General features: G+C 67.0%; 14 protein-coding genes. 8 read left to right on the top strand and 6 right to left on the bottom strand.

The features are described from left to right. Window positions 1–7: 7 nt before the first annotated feature. The 4 genes from CSC94_RS16620 (at window position 8) to CSC94_RS16605 (ending at window position 7632) form a co-directional block, all read left to right on the top strand. Entirely contained in the window at window positions 8–865 is an 858-nt protein-coding gene (locus CSC94_RS16620; RefSeq protein WP_099307491.1) for a beta-keto acid cleavage family enzyme, read from the top strand. Window positions 866–987: 122 nt separating this feature from the next. Beyond that, window positions 988–4335 carry a transglutaminase family protein gene (locus tag CSC94_RS16615; RefSeq protein ID WP_099307490.1) on the top strand — a complete coding sequence of 1116 codons (3348 nt, stop codon included), beginning with the start codon at window positions 988–990 and terminating at the stop codon, window positions 4333–4335. 13 nt (window positions 4336–4348) lie between these two features. Further along, window positions 4349–6745 (top strand): circularly permuted type 2 ATP-grasp protein, encoded by a 2397-nt coding sequence (locus CSC94_RS16610; RefSeq protein WP_099307489.1) that lies wholly within the window; start codon window positions 4349–4351, stop codon window positions 6743–6745. Window positions 6746–6747: 2 nt separating this feature from the next. Next, entirely contained in the window at window positions 6748–7632 is an 885-nt protein-coding gene (locus CSC94_RS16605) for a transglutaminase family protein (protein WP_099307488.1), read from the top strand. A 10-nt stretch (window positions 7633–7642) separates the two neighbouring features. Here CSC94_RS16605 and CSC94_RS16600 read toward each other — a convergent pair whose 3' ends face one another. The 4 genes from CSC94_RS16600 to CSC94_RS16590 are packed head-to-tail and all read right to left on the bottom strand — an operon-like array spanning window position 7643 to window position 12395. Beyond that, window positions 7643–8833 (bottom strand): OpgC family protein, encoded by a 1191-nt coding sequence (locus CSC94_RS16600; RefSeq protein ID WP_099307487.1) that lies wholly within the window; start codon window positions 8831–8833, stop codon window positions 7643–7645. Continuing rightward, a complete protein-coding gene (gene mdoH / locus CSC94_RS16595) occupies window positions 8830–10629 on the bottom strand; it encodes a glucans biosynthesis glucosyltransferase MdoH (RefSeq protein WP_165784473.1) in 1800 nt (599 codons plus the stop codon). Before mdoH ends, CSC94_RS16600 begins: the two co-directional genes overlap by 4 nt. Window positions 10630–10654: 25 nt before the next feature. After that, window positions 10655–10816 carry a hypothetical protein gene (locus tag CSC94_RS24685; RefSeq protein ID WP_165784472.1) on the bottom strand — a complete coding sequence of 54 codons (162 nt, stop codon included), beginning with the start codon at window positions 10814–10816 and terminating at the stop codon, window positions 10655–10657. Continuing rightward, the gene (locus CSC94_RS16590) at window positions 10800–12395 is read right to left on the bottom strand and encodes an OpgD/OpgG family glucan biosynthesis protein (protein WP_099307485.1); all 1596 of its coding nucleotides are present in this window, start codon (window positions 12393–12395) and stop codon (window positions 10800–10802) included. The genes CSC94_RS24685 and CSC94_RS16590 overlap by 17 nt, the downstream gene beginning before the upstream one ends. Window positions 12396–12705: 310 nt before the next feature. Between CSC94_RS16590 and CSC94_RS16585 the strand changes: the two genes are divergently transcribed. From CSC94_RS16585 to CSC94_RS16570, 4 genes are read left to right on the top strand one after another with little or no spacing between them, the layout of a single operon-like run. Then, window positions 12706–13020: a FeoA family protein gene (locus CSC94_RS16585; protein WP_099307484.1), complete on the top strand. Its 315-nt coding sequence runs from the start codon at window positions 12706–12708 to the stop codon at window positions 13018–13020. Continuing rightward, entirely contained in the window at window positions 13020–14903 is a 1884-nt protein-coding gene (feoB, locus tag CSC94_RS16580) for a ferrous iron transporter B (RefSeq protein WP_099307483.1), read from the top strand. The genes CSC94_RS16585 and feoB overlap by 1 nt, the downstream gene beginning before the upstream one ends. Further along, window positions 14903–15130: a hypothetical protein gene (locus CSC94_RS16575; RefSeq protein ID WP_099307482.1), complete on the top strand. Its 228-nt coding sequence runs from the start codon at window positions 14903–14905 to the stop codon at window positions 15128–15130. Before feoB ends, CSC94_RS16575 begins: the two co-directional genes overlap by 1 nt. Before the next feature lie 37 nt (window positions 15131–15167). Further along, window positions 15168–16241, top strand: a complete 1074-nt coding sequence (locus CSC94_RS16570; RefSeq protein WP_099307481.1) for a tartrate dehydrogenase — start codon at window positions 15168–15170, stop codon at window positions 16239–16241. 27 nt (window positions 16242–16268) lie between these two features. Here the strand turns inward: CSC94_RS16570 and CSC94_RS16565 are convergent, their stop codons facing one another. Continuing rightward, window positions 16269–18164, bottom strand: a complete 1896-nt coding sequence (locus tag CSC94_RS16565) for a methyl-accepting chemotaxis protein (protein ID WP_165784471.1) — start codon at window positions 18162–18164, stop codon at window positions 16269–16271. Window positions 18165–18471: 307 nt separating this feature from the next. Next, window positions 18472–20124, bottom strand: coding sequence for a globin-coupled sensor protein (locus CSC94_RS16560; protein ID WP_099307479.1), 1653 nt, complete (start codon window positions 20122–20124; stop codon window positions 18472–18474). Window positions 20125–20164 lie beyond the last annotated feature (40 nt).

Here is a 20164-nt window from a genome sequence, read left to right as displayed (position 1 = left end):
GACCCACATGGACAAGGCCATCATCACCTGCGCGCTGAACGGCGTGCTCACAGACCCGCGCCAGCACCCGGTACCGGTCACGCCGGACCAGTGCGCCGCCTCCGCGCGCGAAGCCTGGAACGCCGGCGCCTCCATCATCCACGTCCATTTCCGGCGCCAGGAAGAAGGCATGGGCCACCTTCCCACCTGGGACACCGCCGTTGCAGGCGAGATCGTCGAAGCCATTCGCGCCGCCTGTCCCGGCATCCTGGTCAACACGACGACCGGCACGGTCGATGCCGACTACGCCGCGCCGCTCGCCGTGGTGCGCCAATTGGCGCCGGAGATCGCCGCCTGCAATGCCGGCTCGCTCAACTACCTGAAGCTCAAGGCCAACGGCGAGTGGGCCTGGCCGCCCATCCTGTTCGAGAACATGCCGGCGAAGGTGAAGGACCATCTCGACGCGATGGCTGAAAGCGGCACCATCCCCGAGTTCGAATGCTTCGACACCGGCATCGTCCGGTCGGTCGCCATGTATGTCGCCAATGGCATGACGAACCGCGCACAATACAATCTCGTCATGGGTGTCGCTTCCGGCATGCCCGTCGATGCCGCCCTGCTGGAATGGCTGCAGGACTACCTGCTGCCCGGCAGCTTCTGGCAGGCCACGCTGATCGGGCGCGCGGAAATCTGGCCGGTCCATCGCCGCGCCGCCGAGCTCGGTGGCATGTTGCGCACCGGCGTCGAGGACACCTTCTACCTTCCCGATGGCAGCAAGACCCGGTCCAACGGCCAGTTGATCGAGGCGCTCGCCGCATCCGCCCGGGGAGCCGGGCGCGACGTCGCGAGCCCTGCGGACGCCCGCCGGATGCTGGGCATCGCATGACCCCTGTCGGGATGCCGTCCCTGGCCGATGCCCACGGGCGGATCCGGAAAGCGTCCGCTCGGCGATTGTCCCGCGGCTAAAAAAGTGGAAGTCTGGCAGGCGAACAATCGCAGGACGGATTCATGTCGATCAAGGCGGCAGTCTATCACCTTACCCACTACAAGTATGATCGCCCGGTCACGCTCGGGCCGCAGGTCATCCGGCTGCGCCCCGCGCCGCACGGACGCACCCGGGTCATCTCTCATTCGCTGAAGGTTTCGCCGCAGGGCTATTTCGTCAATCACCAGCAGGATCCCTACGGCAACTGGCTGGCCCGGTTCGTCTTTCCCGAGCCTGTCACGGAACTGAAGATCGAGGTCGATCTCGTCGCCGACATGACGGTCTACAACCCGTTCGACTTCTTCGTCGAGGAAAGCGCCGAGACCTGGCCCTTCGACTATCCCGAGGACCTGCGCGACGACCTGTCGATCTACATGAAGGCGGAACCGGTGACGCCGCGCCTGGCGGCCTTTCTCGAGACCGTCGACCGCACGCCCCGGCGGACCGTCGACATGGTCGTCGCCCTCAACCACCGAATTTCCGACGAGACCGACTACCTGATCCGCATGGAACCCGGTGTTCAGACACCCGAGGAAACGCTGGAGAAGGCAAGCGGCTCCTGCCGCGATTCGTCCTGGCTGCTCGTCCAGGTCCTGCGCAACCTTGGCCTGGCCGCCCGCTTCGTTTCCGGCTACCTCATCCAGCTCAAGCCCGACCTGGTCGCCCTCGACGGCCCTGCCGGCACCGATCACGATTTCACCGACCTGCATGCCTGGGTGGAAGTCTATCTGCCGGGCGCCGGCTGGATCGGCCTCGATCCGACGTCGGGGCTTCTGACCGGCGAAAGCCATATCCCGCTGGCCGCGACCCCGCATTACCGCAACGCCGCGCCCATCGCCGGCGCGGCCAGCTATGCCGAGGTCGACTTCTCCTTCGACATGCACGTCTCGCGTGTCTCGGAGCATCCGCGGATCACCAAGCCCTTCCCAGAGGACTCCTGGCAGGCGCTCGACCGGCTCGGCAAGCAGGTCGACCGGCAACTGGAAGAAGGCGACGTACGCCTGACCATGGGCGGCGAGCCCACCTTCGTCTCGATCGACGATTTCGAATCCGAAGAATGGAACACCGCCGCCGTGGGGCCGCAGAAGCGCGCGCTGGCCGACACCCTGATCCGCCGCCTGCGCGGCCGGTTCGCGCCGGGCGGCATGCTGCACTACGGCCAGGGCAAGTGGTACCCCGGCGAAACCCTGCCCCGCTGGACCTTCTCGCTGTTCTGGCGCCGCGACGGCAAGCCGGTCTGGAAAAACGCCAGCCTCATTGCCGGCGAGCACGACGACACCAGCGCCGGCCCCGACGAGGCGGCGCGCCTGTTGGGCGCCATCGCCGACCACCTGGCGGTCAACCGCGACTATGTCGTGCCGGCCTTCGAGGATCCCGCAGAATGGGTGCTGCGCGAGGCCAACCTGCCGGAGAACGTCACCCCGGAAAACTCCCGCCTGAAGGATCCGGAGGAGCGCTATCGCATCGCCAGGGTCTTCGAACGCGGCCTGACAAACCCCTCCGGCTACGTGCTTCCGATCCAGCGCTGGCAGGCCCGAGCGGCCGACAGCCGCAAATGGCAGTCCGAGCGCTGGAAGCCCCGCCGCGGCCACGTCTTCCTTGTCCCCGGCGACAGCCCGGTCGGCTTCCGCCTGCCCCTGGGATCGCTGCCCTACGTCCCGCCGTCTCAGTATCCCTACGTCAACATCGCCGACCCGACGGAGCCCAAGGGCCCGCTTCCCGACGTGGAGCGGCCGAAGGCGCCGGAACCGGAAAAACCCGATGCCGCGCATCCGGCCCGCATGGCCTCCTTCTCGCCCGGGACGCCCGTCCAGAACGTCATCGAGCAGGAAATCTCCGAGGTCGGCCAGGCTGTCCGCACCGCCATCGCGGTCGAACCGCGTGATGGCCGCCTGTGCGTCTTCATGCCCCCCGTCGAGCGGGTCGAGGACTACCTGGAACTGCTCAACGCCGTCGAGAGCGCCGCCGAGACCGAGGGCCTGCGCGTGCACATCGAGGGTTATGCGCCGCCGCATGACCCGCGTCTGAACGTCATCCGCGTTGCGCCCGATCCCGGTGTCATCGAGGTCAACATCCATCCCGCCACCCGCTGGGAGGAATGCGTCGCGATCACCGAGGGCGTCTACGAGGATGCCCGCCAGTCGCGGCTCGGTGCCGACAAGTTCATGATTGACGGCCGCCATACCGGAACCGGCGGCGGCAATCATGTCGTCGTCGGCGGTGCGACGCCGATGGACAGCCCCTTCCTGCGCCGCCCGGACCTGCTGCGGTCGCTCATCCTGCACTGGCAGCGCCATCCGAGCCTGTCCTACCTGTTCTCGGGCCTGTTCATCGGCCCGACCAGCCAGGCGCCGCGCATCGACGAGGCCCGCCACGACAGCCTGTACGAACTGGAGATCGCGCTGGCGCAGATCCCCCACCCGGCCGAAGGCCAGCCGCCCTTGCCCTGGCTGACCGACCGGTTGCTGCGCAACCTGCTTACCGACGTGACCGGCAACACCCACCGCTCCGAGATCTGCATCGACAAGCTCTACTCGCCGGATGGCCCGACCGGACGGCTTGGCCTTGTCGAGTTCCGCGGCTTCGAGATGCCCCCGGACCCGCGCATGAGCCTGGCCCAGCAGCTTCTGCTGCGCGCGCTCATCGCCCGTTTCTGGAACAGTCCGGCCAAGGGCAGCTTCACCCGCTGGGGCACCACGCTGCTCGACCGCTTCATGCTGCCGCATTTCGTCTGGACCGATTTCCTCGACGTCCTCGCCGACCTGCGCCAGCACGGCTATGCCTTCCGTCCGGAATGGTACGAGGCGCAGGCCGAGTTCCGCTTCCCCTTCTGCGGCGAGGTCGAATACGAGGGCGTGAAGCTGGAGCTGCGCCAGGCGCTGGAACCCTGGCACGTGCTGGGCGAGACCGGCGCGATCGGCGGCACGGCGCGCTACACCGACAGTTCCACCGAGCGCCTCCAGGTCAAGCTGACGGCGGCCGATCCCGGCCGCTATGTCGTGGCCTGCGGCGGCAGGCGGATCCCGCTGGTCGATGCCGGCGTCAGCGGCGAGGCCGTCGGCGGCGTGCGCTTCAAGGCCTGGCAGCCGGCCATGGCGCTGCATCCCGTCATCCCGGTGCAGGCGCCGCTCACATTCGACATTTTCGACACCTGGGCCGACCGCGCGCTCGGCGGCTGCGTCTACCATGTCGCCCACCCGGGCGGACGCAACTACGATACCTTTCCCGTCAACAGCAACGAGGCGGAGGCCCGGCGTCTTGCGCGGTTCGAGCATTCCGGGCATACGCCCGGCGCATCCGTGCCCCCGCCCCGGACGCCGCATGCGGAATTTCCCATGACGCTCGACCTGCGCCGCCCTGCCGGTCTCTAGGGCCCGACGCCAGATGGACCAATCCGCACCGAACGAGGCGGCCGACCTGTCCGGCCTGCTTGCCGGGTACAGCCTGCTGCCCGGCATTGCCGACGAGCTGCTCGACGGGGCCGGCAATGTCCGCCCGGTCTGGCTGCCGCTGCTGCAGCACCTGGCCTCGCTCGACGACGAGGAGCGCGACATCGCGCTCAACCGCGCCGACCAGTACCTGCGCGACGGCGGGGTCTATTTCCGCCACTACGGCAAGAACGGGTCGACCGAGCGCGAATGGCCGCTCAGCCACATCCCCCTTCTCATCGAGAAGGCGGAGTGGGACACCATCGCCGCGGCGCTGACGGAGCGGGCCGAACTGCTCGAACAGGTGATGGCCGACATTTACGGCGAGAACCGCCTGGTTTCCGAAGGCATCCTGCCGCCCGAACTCCTGGCGGCCAACCCGGAATGGCTGCGCCCCGTGGTCGGCATCACGCCGCGTGGCGGCAAATTCCTGCACCATGTCGCCTTCGACATCGGCCGCGGCCCCGATGGCAGCTGGTGGGTGCTGGGCGACCGCACCCAGGCGCCCTCCGGCGCGGGCTTCGCGCTGGAAACGCGCATGGCCACCAACCGCAGCTTCTCCGCCCTGTTCCGGCAGAACCGCGTCATGCGCCTGGCCGGCTTTTACCGCCGCTTCCGCGACATGCTGCAATCCATGTGCGAGAGCGAGAACAGCCGCGTCGGCATCCTCACGCCCGGCCCGCTCAACGACACCTATTTCGAACACGCCTACATCGCCCGCTACCTCGGCTTCACCCTCATGCAGGGCGCCGATCTCACGGTACAGGACGGCCGCCTTCTTGCTCGCACCGTCGGCGGACTGAAACCCGTCGAGGTGCTGTGGCGCCGGCTCGATTCGGCCTGGGCCGATCCCCTGGAGCTCGAAGAGGACTCGCAGATCGGCACGCCCGGCCTCGTCGAGGCCCTGCGGGCCGGCTCCTGCACCCTGGTCAACGCGCTGGGGTCCGGCGCGCTCGAGGCCCGCGCGATGATGGCCTTCATGCCCCGCATCGCGGAATTCCTCACCGGCACGCCCCTCGCCATGCCCAACATCGCGACCTGGTGGTGCGGCGCGCCGGCCGCCTGCGAATACGTGGTGGCCAACAGTGCCCGCATGACCATCGACAAGGCCATGTCGACCGGCCTGCCCTTCGACCATGGCAGGGACGCGGTGATCGCCGGCGTCACCACGGACGGCGCGCCCGTCAACCCGGACTGGATCCGCGATCACGCCGCCGGACTCGCTGCGCAGGAGATCCTTTCCCTGTCCACCACGCCGGCACTGGCCGGTGGCAGGCTGACCCCGCGCCCCATGAGCATGCGCGTTTTCCTCGCCCGCACCCGCAACGGCTGGACCGTGATGCCGGGCGGCTTCGCCCGCATCGGCCACACCAGCAACAGCGCCGACATCTCCATGCAGCGGGGCGGCTCGGTCTGCGACGTCTGGGTGGTCTCCGACCGGATCGAGCAGCCGGAAACCCTGTTGCACCACAAGGTGACGGCGGCGCGGCGCTCCGAACTGGGCATCCTTCCCTCTAGCGCCGCCGACAACCTGCTCTGGCTGGGACGCTATGTCGAGCGCGCCGAGGACCAGATCCGGCTGTTGCGCGCCTACCACCTGCGCGTTGCCGAAACCGGCTCGGCCGATTACCCGCTCGCCAGCCACATCGCCGACCAGCTCACCGTCATCGGCGCCGATCCTGCCGAACCGGTTCCGCCGGGTCTGGCCCGCAACCTGGAATCCGCGCTGCGCTGCGCCGGGCGGGTGCGCGACCGCTTCTCGACCGATGGCTGGAATTCCCTCGTCGATCTCGACAGGACGTTGCGCGAATTCGCCTCCAGGGTCACCGCCGGCGACGACGCCGCACGCGCCTACAGCGTCCTGTTGCGCAAGATTTCCGGGTTCAGCGGCCTGGTGCACGAGAACATGTACCGCTTCACCGGCTGGCGCTTCCTCGGCATCGGACGCGCCATCGAGCGCTCGCTGGCCATGCTGCGGCTCCTGGCCGACTGCACCGCGCCGGATGCACCCTCCGGCGCGCTCGACCTCGCCATCGAGGTCGGCGATTCGATCATGACGCACCGCCGCCGCTATACCGTCGATACCGACCGCTACACGGCAATCGACCTGCTGCTCCTCGACGAGTTGAACCCGCGATCGGTGCATCACCAGTGCCGGGCCATGAACGAACATGCCATCTTCCTGCCCCGTCCGGCCGGGGAAAGCACCACGCCGTTCCAGACACGGACGATCTCGCTCGTGACCGCCCTGTCGTCCGCCTCGGCGGAAACCGTCACCGGCGAACGGCTGGCCGAACTGCAGGCCCAGGTCGGTGAACTCCATGGCCTTCTGGCCGAATCCTATCTTCACTGACCATGCTCTACGATATCCGCCTCTCCATCGAATACGACTACGAGACCCCGGCGGAAGCGGGGCTGCATGTCCTGCGCATGGTGCCGCGGGCGCTTGCCCCCCTGCAGAAGGTCATTGAGAGCCGGTTGGACTTCGATCCCCTGCCGGCCGGACGCAGCGAGCGGTTCGACTTCTTCGGCAATCCGGTAACGACCATCCGCTACGGCGAGGCGGTCACCCGCACCGCCTTCCTGATGACCGCGCTGGTCGATCGGCAGCCAGGCCGCGTCCCGGACGACACCTCGCCGCCGCTGGAAGACCTGAAGGCCGGAATCCGCGCGATCGCATCCCTCGGCCCGCAGGCGCCGCATCACTTCCTGCCGCCATCGCCGCGCGTCTCGCCGGACCCGATTGTCACTGCCTGGGCGGCCGGCATCGCGGTGGGCGCGGCAAGCGTCTTTGCCATCGTTTCCAAGCTCTGCGCCGCCCTGCATGAGGAAATGGTTTTCGACCCCACGTCAACGGCTGTCGACACGCCCTTTTCCGAGGCCTTCGCCGCACGTCACGGCGTCTGCCAGGATTTCTCCCATGTCATGATCGCCGCGCTTCGCTCGCTCGGCATTCCGGCCGGCTACGTCAGCGGATTTCTTCGAACGATCCCGCCGGAGGGCCAGCCACGCCTCGAAGGTGCCGATGCCATGCATGCCTGGGTCACCGCCTGGTGCGGCCCCGGCATGGGCTGGATCGAGTTCGATCCGACCAACAACCTGATTGCCGGGGAAGACCACGTGGTCGTCGCCCTGGGACGCGACTATTTCGACGTCGCGCCGGTGAAGGGCAACCTGCGCATGTCGGGCGGCCAGACGAGCCTCCAGTCGGTGGACATGATCGTCCGGCAGCCGGGATGACAGCGCGGCATCAGGCCGCCGGTTCGCTGACCGGCCCGGCCACCGGCGACGCGAGTCCCGGCCGCACGGCGCTTCGGTCCTCGGCCTGGCGCTGCCGGAACGGAAAGGACAGGCCACGGTCGGCGGCCAGCGCGACCAGATAGTGCGCGCCGATGCCCACGAGGATGATCGCCACCTTCATTCCCTCGCCAACGGGCCAAATTTCGAAGACCACTTGCAGCAGGATGGCCAGCACCGACCCGGCGGCGAAAACGGCCAGGCCATTGCGTCCCATGAGGATGACGGGTGCCATCGCGCGGCTGGACAGGATCCGCCCGATTGCCGGTGTGTAGATCACCACGTAGGCCAGCGCCAGCACGTGCGCCAGGCGCAGGAAGGCGAGCGGGCCCTTGTCGGTATCCGCGAAGAGGAACGGCAGGCTGGACAGGCCCGGCACGGCACCCATGTCGAACTTGATCCAGACCGCCGCGAACAGCACGAAGGCCCAGGCCAGCGCGTAGAGCGGGCCGTTCCAGGCCACCAGCGGCCGCCCGGTCTTCACGCCGAGCCCGATGGCAACGCCGATGGCGAAGATGAATTGCCAGCCGAAGGGGTTGAAGAACCAGCCCCACTGGCCGGGCCAGTTCGGGAAGTTGATGCCGGTCAGGTGCGCGAGCACCCAGACCAGCAGCGACACCGAGAGCATGGCATGAACGCTCCGTGTGGCCAGCGCCAGCAGGCCGGTGGAAGCGACCAGCAGCACCACGTAGAGCGGCAGGATGTTGAAATAGCCGATCTGGTATCCGAGCAGCGGAACGCCGATGGCCGCCCGCCACGTGTCGGTCTGGAGCCGGGTATAGTTCACGTGCTCGGCGACCGATGTGACCCCGAAGGCATGAAGTCCTGTCCCGATGATCACCAGCGCCAGCGTCATGATCAGCACATGGACGACATACAGCGTCCGGGCGCGCCGCAGGATGCGGGCGACCGGCTCGCGGAACGCCCCCTTGAGAAAGCCGCCGGAATAGGCGAGCGACACGGCAATCCCCGCCATCAGCACGAAGGCTTCAGCCGCGTCGGAAAATCCGAAATTGCGCGACGTGTACAGCTCCAGCGGATTGTTCGGGACGTGGTTGATGAAGATCGTCAGCAGGGCGAGGCCCCGCACCGCGTCGAGACGGAGGTCCCGCCTCGACACGCCCGGGATGATCGGCTGGCTCATGACGCGGCAACCTGCCCGGTCTGCAGGCCGGCCTGGCCGGTCACGTCCGGCGTGAGGGCCTCGTGCCGCCACCCTGCCCTGTGGGCCTCGTAGGCCTGGATGACCGGTGCCGGCGCCAGTTCCATCGGCGTGAGGAACAGGCCCGCCTGCGCGGCCTTCTGGCCGCTATGTCGCCGCGACGACCAGCTGATGATCGCAGGCGCCAGGATCATCGGCACCGCCACCGGCAGGAACCAGTAGAAGAGATCGGCCTTGAACTCCACCGAGCCGGCCAGCAGCAGCACGCCCGTGGCGACGATCCACCACGACGCGGCCCAGGATTCGCGCATGCCGATCTCGTCGGCATCGCGGTTGGAAGCAGGCCAGCCGCCGTCGCGTCCCAGGAGCACCTGGAAGACCGAACGGCTCTGGAACATCAGGGTGATGGGCGCCAGCACGCTTGACCAGAGGACTTCCGCCACCGTGCTGCGCAGGAAGGGCACGCGCATGGGCATCGTCTTCGACTGCCCGGTTACCAGCGCACGGCCGGCGATCAGCAGTTTCGGGCCGATCAGCAGGCCGAAGATCCCGACCAGCAGGGCGATGGCCTGCATCGTCTCGGGCCGCGGGAAGATTGCCGGCATGCGCGGCTGCGGGAAGTAGTTGAGCGGCGGCGCCAGCAGCGGCGCCAGCAGCGTGGCGACGAGGAAGACCAGCCAGAGCGGCGAGGCCAGGTAGGCCATGATCCCCTGGGCGAAAACGAACCGGCTCCACGGCTTCAGGCCCGGTGCGCCGAGCAGGCGGCCGTGCTGCAGGTTGCCCTGGCACCAGCGCCGGTCGCGCTTGGCGAAATCGATGATGTTGTCCGGCCCTTCCTCGTAGGAGCCTTCGAGGTCGGCATCCACCCGCACCGTCCATCCGTTGCGCGCCAGCATGGCCGCCTCTACGTAGTCGTGGCTGAGGATGTGGCCGCCGAGCGGCGGTTTCCCGGTCAGCGCCGGCAGACCGCAGCTTTCCGCGAAAGCGCGGGTGCGCACGATCGCGTTGTGGCCCCAGAACGGGCCTGTCCGCCCCTGCATGGCCGCCAGGCCGCGCGTGAAGGCGGGCGAATGGAAGGCCGCGGAAAACTGGATCGCGCGTCCGAACCAGGATTTGGCGTGGATGATTTTCGGCAGCGTCTGGAGCAGGCCGAGGCGTGGCTCGGCCTCCATCCGCCGGACCATCTCGACCATGGTCTCGCCTTCCATCAGGCTGTCGGCATCGAGGATGACGAGAAACGGGTAGGCCGCGCCCGATCCGCGCAGGAATTCTGCGATGTTGCCGGCCTTCTTGCCGGTGTTCTTCTCGCGCCGCCGGTAAAAGAAGCGGATCGCCTCCGGCCCCTCGCTGCGCAACCGCTGCGTGCAGCGCCGCTCGACGTTGGCGATCGTGTCGTCCTGCGTGTCCGAAAGCACGATGAAATCGAACCGCCGGCCTTCGCCGGTCGCCTCAACCGATCGCGCCATCGCCATCACGCGGGAGGCCACCGACACCGGGTCCTCGTTGTAGACGGGAACCAGCACGCCGATCTTCCCGGCATCGAGAGGCACCGGGTGGCGGTCGCGTGGCCGGCTCTTCTTGTCGGAGATGAAAACCCCCTGGACGGCCAGCGATGCGCCCCAGGCGATCCAGGCGGTGGTCGTCGCCAGGAGCAGGATGCGGACCACGTCCACCGGGTCGGATCCGTCGGAAAAGAAGACATCCGCCGCAAGGCGCGATGCGATGGCCGCAACCACGAAACTGAAGATGAACGACACTGAGCGTCGGAGACGAACCACGATGGCAATCCGGGATGGAAGGGAACTAGGACGCGGGCGAGAGGAAGGCCGACAGCAGGACCGCGAGGCGGAAGGGCCGCCGCGGACGTTCGATCATCTGTTCCGGCATCGCGAGGGGCGCGACGGGGGGATGCATGTCCTGCGAATGCCTCTCGGACATCATCTTCACCTCAGGAACGCTGCTCATCACCTTTTCTCCACTGGATAAGCCAATTTTCGGAAATGCGGACAGAACGCTGGTCAAGGTAGGCGTTGATCTCGACGGGACCGTCCTCTGGAAGCTCCAGGTCGATCACCATTCGCCAGCGGTGCGTCGTCTCCACCTGTGACACGGTCGCATGCGCGACCTTGCCCGCCGAGACGGACACTGCAGCCTTAACGTCGGCTTCCGGCGGAAGGTTCCCGAGCGGCCCGCCCTCGAAGTCGATGACGAACTTCCGGGTGCTCTGCTTGTCCTCGGCCTGGACGCCGGAAACGCCGCCGTCGCCGCTCGAAATCTCGACGACCCGCGCCAGGCGCGACCGGTCCTCCTCGATCGAACCCCATGTCAGGCGGTAGCGGAATTCGTGGCTCTGCCCCGCCTTGGCCTCGCCTTCGGGGATCCACAGCACCACGATGTTGTCGTTGACCTCCAGCTCGGTCGGGATCTCGATCAGCCCGATCATGCCGGGTCCCCACTCGCCGAGCGGCTCGACCAGCACCGATGGCCGCATCTCGTAATGCGCCCCGGCATCCTGGTAGTCGTCGAAGGCGCGCGACCGCTGGAACAGGCCGAACCCGCGCGGATTGGTCTCGTTGAAGAACGAACTGGCCAGGCGCGTCGGGTTGTTCAGGCTGCGCCACATCTCCTCGCCGTCGGCGCGGACGATCTTCAAACCCTCGCTGTCGTGGACGCTCTCGCGGTAATCGTCGAAGGCGTGGCGGTTCACCCCGTTGAACAGGAACATCGAGGTGAGCGGCGCGATGCCCAGCCGGCTGACGTCTTCGCGCAGGAAGATCCGCGCGGTCACTTCAATCTGGGTCGTATCGCCCGGCGTGATGACGAAACGGTAAGCCCCCGTGACGCTCGGGCTGTCCATGAGTGCATAAACGGTCAGGACGCCATCACCCCGTTCAGGCTTCTCGACGTAGAAATCGCTGAAGCGGGGAAATTCCTCGTCCACCTCGGTCGCCGTGTTGATCGCGAGCCCGCGCGCCGACAGGCCGTAGCGCGACCCGCGGCCGAGCGCGCGGAAATAGCTGGCACCCTGGAAGGCAACCAGCTCGTCCATGACGCCCGCATTGTTCAGCGGGTAGAGGATACGAAACCCCGCGACGCCCGGCATGTCCACCTGCTGAAGCTTCTCCGCGTCGAGCGGCTCGCGGTAGATGAAGTCCTTCGCCGTGAAGCGCACCGGCCGCGCCTGGCCGCCGGAAACCGTGAACACGTTCACCGGTGACCTGAACAGCCATCCCATGTGGAATGCCTGCAGCTCGAAAGATTCGTTGCCGCGCCAGACGGTCCGGTCCGGATCGTAGGCGATGTGCCGGTAGTCGTCGTAATTCAGCGCGGCCAGCGCTTCCGGAAGCTCCTCGCTCGGCGGTGCGAAGGCCTGCCCGGCCTTGGTCTTCGCCGCGCCGGTCAGCGTCTCGAAGTCGAACGCGATCGCGTCATCGGCCGCTTCTGCTGCCTTGCCTCCACCGTCCTGCGCCAGCGCGGAACGGGCAAGGGTTGTTGTTGCCAACAGGCCGAGCGCCATGGCGACGTTGAACTGGCGACGTTGCATACATGTTCCCCAATGTGGTTGGCAGCCGGGCCGAGCCGCTGGATGCTGCACCGCAAAACAAGCGGAATCATTTGCGGAAATTTTATGGCAGGAATCGTCGGCGGCTCACGAATCTGGTCGTCGTCCGCCTCAATTTTGATGAGCCGGCACAACCAACGGTGATCCGCCGTGGCGGTTCCGCGCGGCACCTCCACTTTAGAAAAATTCCAAGGAGGGGTGCTTCCGCTTGTATTCCGCGGCCGGATTGGCCATGCATCCGGCGAAAAGGCCGCGCAATCCTGCGGCAAACGGCTTCTGATGAGATGTTAGAGTGACGACACACGGCCAGTTCAGGCTCGGGCAGGCAAGGCGGGGCCAGCGCGGCATCATCGCGGCGGTCGGCCGGTCACCCGGCGCCACGAACGGCCGCGACGAGGTCTTCGACGTCGAGCTGGAGCGCCGTCTCTTGGAAATCGGCTTCGTCGAGGGGGCCCGCGTCGAGGTTCTCCACGAAGGCTTCCTCGGCCGCGACCCCATCGCCGTGAAGGTCGATTCCATGCGCGTCGCGCTGCGCCGGCACGAGGCCGACATGATCCTCGTTCGCGAGGCCCCCGCGCAGGGGCCCGCGGGAACCGCGCCACGTTGATGAACGTCATCGATCAGACAGCGCTGGTGAGAAACGCCCGGATCGCCCTTGTCGGCAATCCGAACTGCGGCAAGACGGCGCTGTTCAACGCGCTGACAGGCAGCCAGCAGAAGGTCGCCAACTATCCCGGCGTGACCGTGGAACGCAAGGAAGGCGCGCTTCGCACGCCCGCCGGCCGCCACCTCACGGTCATCGACCTTCCCGGCACCTACAGCCTGCGCGGCCGCAGCCCCGACGAGATCGTCACCCGCGACGTCATCCTCGGCCGGACGAATGCCGTCGAGCGGCCGGACCTTCTCGTCTGCGTCGCCGACGCCACCAACCTGCGCCTCATGCTGCGCCTGGTGATGGAAATGTCGGGCGCCGGCCTGCCCATGCTGCTCGTGCTCAACATGGCGGACATTGCACGCTACCGCGGCATCCGGATCGACATCCCCGGCCTGTCGCACGAGCTGGGCATCCCCGTCGTCGAGGCCGTCGCCGTCGAACATGGCGGCACCGACCGGCTGCTCGCCGAACTCGACCGCATGCTGACCGACCTCCGGCCCGCCCGCAGGGAGCATTGGCTGGAACAGAACGCGGCCGAGGTGCGCGACGCCCACCACGCCGCCGACAGCATGGTCGTCCGCTTCGTTTCGGCCGCCGGCGAGGACCGCGACTGGACCGGCCGCATCGACGCGGTGCTGCTGCATCCCGTCGCCGGCATCGCCATCCTGCTGGCAGTCCTCTTCCTGATGTTCCAGGCGGTTTTCAGCTGGGCAACCGTGCCGATGGACCTGATCGCCGCCGGCTTCGACTGGCTGGCCGGCACCCTCCGCGCCATCCTGCCCGACGGCCTGCTGACAAGCCTTCTCGTCGACGGCATCATCACCGGCGTCGGCTCCGTGCTGGTGTTTCTGCCGCAGATCATGATCCTGTTCTTCTTCATCATCCTGCTGGAAGATTTCGGCTACATGGCGCGGGCCGCCTTCCTGATGGACAAGATTATCGGCGGCGCCGGCCTGCACGGGCGCTCCTTCATTCCGCTGCTGTCGAGCTTTGCATGCGCCATTCCCGGCGTCATGGCCACCCGGGTGATCGAGAACCGCCGCCAGCGCCTGGCCACGATCATGATCGCGCCGCTGATGACCTGTTCCGCGCGGCTTCCGGTGTACACGCTGATCATCGCCGCCTTCATTCCCGCCCGCAAGGTCGCCGGCGTGTTCGACTTGCGCGGCCTGGTCATGTTCGCGCTCTACGCGGCAGGCATCGTCAGCGCCTTCGTCGTCGCCTGGGTCTTCCGCCACTGGGTATGGCGCGGCAAGAGCGAACCCTTCATCATGGAACTGCCGGGCTACAAGCGGCCCATGCTGCGCGCCGTCCTCACCGGCGTCCTGCAGCGCGGCGTCATCTTCCTGCGCCGCGCCGGCACCATCATCCTGTCGATGATGATCCTGATCTGGTTCCTGTCCACCTTCCCCGCACCGCCGGCCGGCGCGGCCGGGCCGGCCATCGACCATTCCTTTGCAGGCCTGATCGGCCATGCCATCCAGCCGCTGCTGGCGCCCGTCGGGTTCAACTGGGAGATTGCGGTCGCGCTGATCCCGGGCCTTGCCGCCCGTGAAGTCGCCGTCGGCGCACTCGCCACCGTCTACGCTGTCGGCGGCGATGCCGGCGGTGAAGCGCTGGGCACAATCCTCGCCGGGCACTGGCCGCTCGGCACCGCCCTGTCTCTTCTCGCCTGGTACGTGTTCGCCCCGCAATGCGTCTCGACGCTCGCGGTGGTCAGACGCGAGACCAATTCCTGGCGCTGGCCGGTGATGATGTTCGTCTACATGCTGGCGCTGGCCTATGTCGCATCTTTCGTGACCTACCAGCTCGCCAGCCTGGCGGGATACGGTTGATGGGCGCTTTCCTCGACCAGGCGGTGACCTTCGCCATTGTCCTTGCGGCCGCGCTCTATGTCGTCTGGCGTTTCTTCCTGCCCAAGCATGTCCGCACGAAGATCCGCTACGGCCTTTCCGGCCGCAAGGCGCCTTGTGCGCCGGAACCGGAGCAGACCGGCTGTGCCATCGGCTGCGCGGGCTGCTCCCTGGCCGGACCGCGACCCGGCGAGACCGAGGACCGCTGAGCCGCGGCCGCACGACAACCACAGGATCCGGGAAACGATGAAGACTTACAGGATTGCCGCGATACCGGCCGATGGCATTGGGCCTGAAGTCATTGCCGCCGGCCTCCAGGCGCTCGAGACGCTGGCAGCCCGTGACGGCAGCTTCCGCATCGACGTCACCACATTTGACTGGAGCTCGGACCGCTACAAGCGCACCGGCGCGCTCATGCCCGACGACGGGCCGGAGCAGCTGAAGGCCTTCGATGCCATCTTCTTCGGCGCGGTCGGAGCTCCGGACGTGCCGGATCACGTCACCCTCTGGGGATTGCGCCTGCCGATCTGCCAGGGCTTTGACCAGTATGCCAACGTCCGGCCGACCCGCATCCTGCCCGGCATCAGCTCGCCCTTGGCCGGCATCGGTCCTGGCGATCTCGACTGGGTCATCGTGCGCGAGAACTCCGAGGGCGAATATTCCGGCAACGGCGGCCGCACCCACCGGGGGATGCCGGAGGAGGTCGGCACGGAGGTCGCCATTTTCACCCGCGTCGGTGTGACCCGCATCATGCGCTACGCCTTCCGTCTGGCGCAGTCACGGGCGCGCAAGCTGCTCACCGTCGTCACGAAGTCGAACGCCCAGCGCTTCGGCCTGGTGATGTGGGACGAGATCGCCGCCGAGGTGGCCCGGGAATTCCCGGACGTCACCTGGGACAAGATGCTGGTCGACGCCATGACGGTGCGGATGGTGAAGAACCCGAAGAGCCTCGACACCATCGTCGCCACCAACCTGCATGCCGACATCCTGTCCGACCTGGCCGGCGCGCTCGCCGGCAGTCTCGGTGTCGCGCCGACCGCCAACATCGATCCGGAACGGCGCTACCCGTCGATGTTCGAGCCCATCCACGGATCGGCTTTCGACATTGCCGGCAAGGGCATCGCCAATCCCGTCGCCACCTTCTGGACCGCCGCCCAGATGCTCGAACATCTCGGCGAGCAGGCAGCCGCTGCCCGCCTGATGCGCGCGGTGGAAAAGGTCTGCGCCGATGGCATCTTGACGCCCGATGTCGGCGGCACCGCGACGACCCGGGACGTCACCGACGCGGTTTGCGATGCCATTCGCGGCTCCAATGTCTGATCGTCGGCGTACGCCGGAAATCCGGCATCAGGCCGATGCCTTCAGCGGCGCCGCCGACCCCTCGTTGCGATAGCCGAGCCGCATCATCCGCTCGGCTTCCGTCCAGACCGGCGCACCGGCCGCGCGGTTTTCCTTCCGGCGGTTGAGCTTGAACCGGCCGACGAGGCTGCCCAGCTCGCTTGCCTGCCTGGCCAGCATCTGGGTCGCGGCCGTCGACTCTTGGGCCATGGCCGAATTCTGCTGGGTCAGCCCGTCGAGCGCCTGGACCGCCGCGCTGACCTCGCGGATGGCCGTCGACTGTTCTTCGCTGGCTGCGGTCAGCGTGTTGATGTCGTCCGTGATCGCCACGACCCGCTCCCGGACCTGGCCGAGCGCCGTGCCGGTGGCCTTGACCATGTCGGCCCCTTCCACGACGCTGGTTCGCGTCGAACCGATCAGGCCGCCGATTTCGCTTGCCGCTTCCGAGCACCGCTGGGCGAGTTCACGCACCTCCTGCGCGACCACGGCAAAGCCCTTCCCCGCCTCCCCGGCCCGCGCGGCCTCGATGCCGGCATTCAGCGCCAGCAGGTTGGTCTGGAACGCGATCTCGTCGATCACCGTGTTGATCTTGCCGATTTCCACCGATGCCTTTTCGATCCGCTCGATCGACGCCACCGCCTTGTGCACGATGTCGGTCGCTTCCATCACGGTTCGTGAAATCTCCTGCGCCCCCGAGCGTGTTGCGGCCGTTGTGGCGGACGATGCCACGATCGTCCCCGCGATCTCCTCGATCGCCGAAGCCGTCTGCTCCAGCGTCACCGCCTGTTTCTCGACACGATCGGACAGGTGCAGCGAATCCTGGCTGAGCGACTGCGAATTGTCGTCGATCTCCAGCGCCAGGGCCAGCACCTGCTCCAGGGTTTCCTGGAACACGGCCATCGAGGAATTGAAGTCGTTGCGCAGCCGCTCGAATTCGCCGTCGAACGGCATGTCGATGGTCATCCGGATATTGCAATCGGCCAGCCGTTGCAGCCCGGCCCCGAGATGCTCGATGACGGCGTCGAGGCTTTCCGCCCGGCGGACACGGTCCACCTCGCTTTTTTCCCTCTCCTGGTCCACCAGGATCCGCTGCTCCTCGACGAGGCGAAGCCGCCTGTCCACGCGCTCGCCGACGGAATCGCGCAATTGCGACAGCGAAACGGCCATCGCGCCGATCTCGTCGCCGCGACCGGTCCCCGGCACATCGGCCGAGAAGTCCTCCTCGGCGATCCGGGCCATGGCGGTGCGAAGTTGCGCCAGCGGACCGGCGACACCGCGGATGATCGCAAGCGCGGCCAGTGCCATCAGCAGGATGCCGCCGGCTGCAATACCGCTTTCCCGGACCAGCATCGCCCGGGACTTCGCAGCGATATCGTCGAGATAGATGCCGTTGCCCACGACCCAGCCCCAGGGCTGGAACAGCGCCACGTTGGAGAGTTTGTCGACCGGTTTTTCGCTGCCCGGCTTCGGCCAGGTGTAGTCGACGAAACCGTTGCCCTGTTGCTTCGCAACGCGAACGAACTCGACGAACAGCTTCTTGCCGTTTGAATCCTCGATCGCCGAAAGATCGGTTCCGTCGAGCGCCGGCTTGATCGGGTGCATGATCATGACCGGCGTCGTATCGTTGATCCAGACATAGCCGTCCGCGCCGAATCGGATGGCCCGGATGGTTTCCAGCGCCCGGCGCTGGGCGGTCTCCCGGTCCAGGGAGCCGGCCTGCTCGAGCCCGTGAAAGTGCTGGAGAATGGAAATCGCGCTTTCATTGATTGAAGCCAGCTTCACCCGGCGCTCTTCCATCAGGTTGCCGTTAGCAAGGAAAAGGCTGGAAGCAACAACGACGACGGATACGATCATGGCCAGCGCGACCAGCGCATACAGCCGGATGGCAATCGGAAAGCGTTGCATGGAGTCTCCACAACGGGGCATGTCTTGGGGTCAACGGGTCGGTTGACGGCAGGCAACGAAGGGACGTCATGCCTGGCAGGCCGCGGCGGCGGCGGCGGGCCACTCATTGGCCGGGGGAAGATTTACGGATAAGTCTATTAATATTACATTTATATAGGGACTGCTCATTTGTGCAGGACTCATGCTCCCGCATGAGTTGCCACGACGGGCATCGGATGCAACGGCCCGAACAGCCGGACGCGACCGCAGGGAGGGGTGCCGGCGGCCGTCGTTTCCTTGAAAGCATCAGGGTGGTGCCGGCCGGAGCCTAGAACTCGACCCAGTTCTCGTCCGCCGCCGGGGCAAGGGTGCTGGTCGTCTTCAGGGCCGGGACGGGCGATCCGGAAGCCGGTCGCGGCACCGCGGGCCTGACGGCGGACGGCGCGGCACGCTGCAAGGATGCAGGGCAGGACGGCCCGGACTGGTCTTCATGCCGGAACGACCGCAGCATGGCGTCGATCTGCGCGATCTCGCTCTTCAGGGAATGGCTGGCCGCGGTCATCTGCTCGGCCATGGCCGCATTCTGCTGGGTTCCCTGGTCGATCACCGAGATCGTCCCGTTGAGTTCTTCCAGCCGCAGCGCCTGGTCACGCGAATCCGCGATGGTGGCCTCCATGTCGCCGGCAACCTCGTTGACCCGCGACACGATTTCCGACATGGCCGCGCCGGTCTTGCGAACCAGCGACACGCCGTTCTTCACCTCGTTGACCGAGCCGGTGATCAGCGACTTGATTTCCTTCGCCGCCTGCGCCGACCGCTGCGCCAGTTCACGCACTTCCTGCGCCACCACGCCGAAACCCTTGCCCGCGTCGCCGGCGCGCGCGGCCTCAACTCCGGCATTCAGCGCCAGCAGGTTGGTCTGGAAGGCAATGTCGTCGATGACGCCGATGATCTTGGAGATCTTGCTCGACGACTGGTCGATCTTTTCCATCGCTGAGACGGCCTCGCGCACCACGCCCTGCGATGTTTCGCCGTGCCCCTTCGCCTCGTTGACGAGACGGCCGGATTTTTCTGCCCGTTCCGCCATGGTGCGGACCGCGTCGGTGATCGTTGCCAGCGTTGCGGATGCCTCTTCCACCGACGCCGCGTGCTGTTCGGCGCGCCGTGACAGGTCGTCGGAAGCGATGCTGATCTCGCCGGACCCGGAATTGATGGTTTCCGCCGACGTGCCGATATCGTCGATGGCCCGGCTGATCCCGGCGATCGCCTGGTTGAAGTCGTTCCTCAGGTCCTGGTAGGCCTGTGGCATGTCGCCCGTCACCTTGCAATCGAGGTTCTTCTCGGCGAGGCGCGCAATGGCCTTGCCGAAGCTCGCGCAGACCCGGTCCCGTTCCTGCGCGATGGCCTCGGCCTGCGAGGCCTGGCGGGCTTCCTCCACCTTGGCCGTCTGGCGTGCCGCTTCCGCCTTCTCGAAATAGACCGAAAGCGACAGGTCCATGTCGAGATAGATCGCGCGCAGCAGGCTGGACAGGATGCTGGCCACGCGGTCGCCGCCCGCCTTGCCGCCGAGGCCGAACCTCGGCCAGTACTCGCGCAGGATCGCGTGCACGAGATGGTCGGTCAGCGTGCCGTAGCCGCCGATGTACCAGCGCGGCAGCAGACCGATGTCGGCGTGGATCGAGCCGATGCGGTTGACCCGCTCGGCGTAGGCATCATCGAACTTTCCTTCCGCGATAGCCCCCCAATGGGACACCTGGGCGTTCTTCGCCTGGCCCATGTGGGCATCGCCGGAAAAGAAGGCCGCCGTTTCCGGCGTTGCCTTCACCTTGGCGTAGAAGTGGTCGAGCCCGCGCGGGATTTCGCGCTCCAGGAGGGCGCGGATCGTCTTCAGATCGCGCTCGGTATCGGCATCGATGCCCAGGAAGGCCCGGCGTCCGTCGATATCCCTGTCGAACCCGGTTACGGCTGTTGCTTCGGTCACTGCTCAATCCGCCAGTGTGTTGAACAGTCTGCTGCCGGGA

Source organism: Zhengella mangrovi, assembly GCF_002727065.1.
In the GTDB taxonomy this organism is placed as follows: Bacteria; Pseudomonadota; Alphaproteobacteria; order Rhizobiales; family Rhizobiaceae; genus Zhengella; species Zhengella mangrovi.
The sequence above is the reverse complement of the archived record's forward strand: the minus strand, read 5'-3'. Positions and strand labels throughout refer to the sequence as shown.